Annotated in this window: 2 protein-coding genes; both read right to left on the bottom strand. The window is 50.1% G+C overall.

Features of this window, described 5'->3' with window-relative positions:
- Positions 1-150: 150 nt before the first annotated feature.
- Positions 151-639: a DinB family protein gene (locus tag FYK55_RS28705; protein ID WP_150080057.1), complete on the bottom strand. Its 489-nt coding sequence runs from the start codon at positions 637-639 to the stop codon at positions 151-153.
- Between the two features lie 33 nt (positions 640-672).
- Positions 673-1245 (bottom strand): c-type heme family protein, encoded by a 573-nt coding sequence (locus FYK55_RS28700; protein WP_150080056.1) that lies wholly within the window; start codon positions 1243-1245, stop codon positions 673-675.
- Positions 1246-1278 lie beyond the last annotated feature (33 nt).

Below are 1278 nucleotides of genomic sequence, written 5' to 3'. Positions count from 1 at the left end.
CTAGAGCCGAACGAATTCAATTGGATTACCTAAAAAGCGTTACACTTGCGGATGTGCTTCCGACTCGGCCGCAAATGACGCGTCTCTTGGAGAAGTGATTCAGCGATTCTTCCTCCGGAAAAATGCCGCAACCTACTGACTGCAGATTGATTACAGGTTCGATCGACCTTCTTTGTGAGGCTTTGCCTTCATGGCGGCAATTTTTTCTTCAATGAAGGCGAGGTGATGGGGCAGGTGAAGAGTAACACTTGTAAGCAATGTGGCAAGCGAAAGCTGACCGTCTTCCTTGTGTACTCCGGTTCGTTGAAAGTCGCGTTCTTCGAGCGTTTGGATTATTCGGGTAACCTGGCGTCGAACCGACTCAATTAACCGAAGCTCTTCGTTGATGTCACGCTGCTTGTACGCCAATCCGGCCGCAAATGTATCGGGGTCACCACCGAAGAACGTAGGCTCAGTCTCGGCAATGACTCGTTTCATCCGGTCCGCATATACCAACTCGAAATCGGCGATATGACAGACAACTTGACGGATCGACCACTTGCCGGGAACTGGAATCGCGTCAAGTTGTTCGTCGGATAGACCGGATAGTGCAGAGCTAAGCTCCGAGGATCCATTCGCGTATTGTTCAAGCACTTTCATGGCGTACATTCCCCGTCGTCAATCCAACATGCCCTATTGAATCGGTACTGTGTAACTGATGGCACCAATCGGTTCGCCTTCCTTCGCTTCGGCGTAGTGAGCATGGCACATAACACACTTCTGCATCACGACGGGAACGGGGGTCATTGCTCGCAGGAATGGCTTGCCGTCTCGCGTCACGACGGCTTCATGCCCTTTTGCACCTAGCTTCAGTTTTTTGATTCCTTCCTTTTCGAATTCATCATTGGCGACGTTTGCGGTTTCATATGGATCACCCGTCGCATCGATCAATCGCACCTTGTTGTCGCCGCTTTCCGAAATGTTTTTAAATAACAAGACCGCGGCGCTACCCGCGGCAAAGTCATCCTCATCGTGAACATATTTGTCAGTCACCAGGACAATCGTCTGTTTGAAAATATTGTCCAGCATCTTCACTTTGTCTCGGGATCGCTCGATCGCTTGATGCGTCGGTTTGGCCTCCACGGCTTTGCCTTCGCTTGAGCCAGACTCTTGAGCATTTGCTTCGGTCAGCATACTGGGGTGTGACAATGCCAAAATTAAAGCAGCAAACAATAATGTACTTGCAAAAAAAATCGAACGCTTCATCCTGGGTACTCCGAGCGTACTTGTTTACCGGGC

The organism is Roseiconus nitratireducens, from assembly GCF_008629675.1.
GTDB lineage: Bacteria > Planctomycetota > Planctomycetia > Pirellulales > Pirellulaceae > Stieleria > Stieleria nitratireducens.
The sequence above is the reverse complement of the archived record's forward strand: the minus strand, read 5'-3'. Positions and strand labels throughout refer to the sequence as shown.

What these genes read in the sequence shown, in the direction of transcription:
- FYK55_RS28705 (WP_150080057.1), bottom strand. Translation starts at nt 639, where the DNA reads ATGAAAGTGCTTGAACAATACGCGAATGGATCCTCGGAGCTTAGCTCT.
- FYK55_RS28700 (WP_150080056.1), bottom strand. Translation starts at nt 1,245, where the DNA reads ATGAAGCGTTCGATTTTTTTTGCAAGTACATTATTGTTTGCTGCTTTA.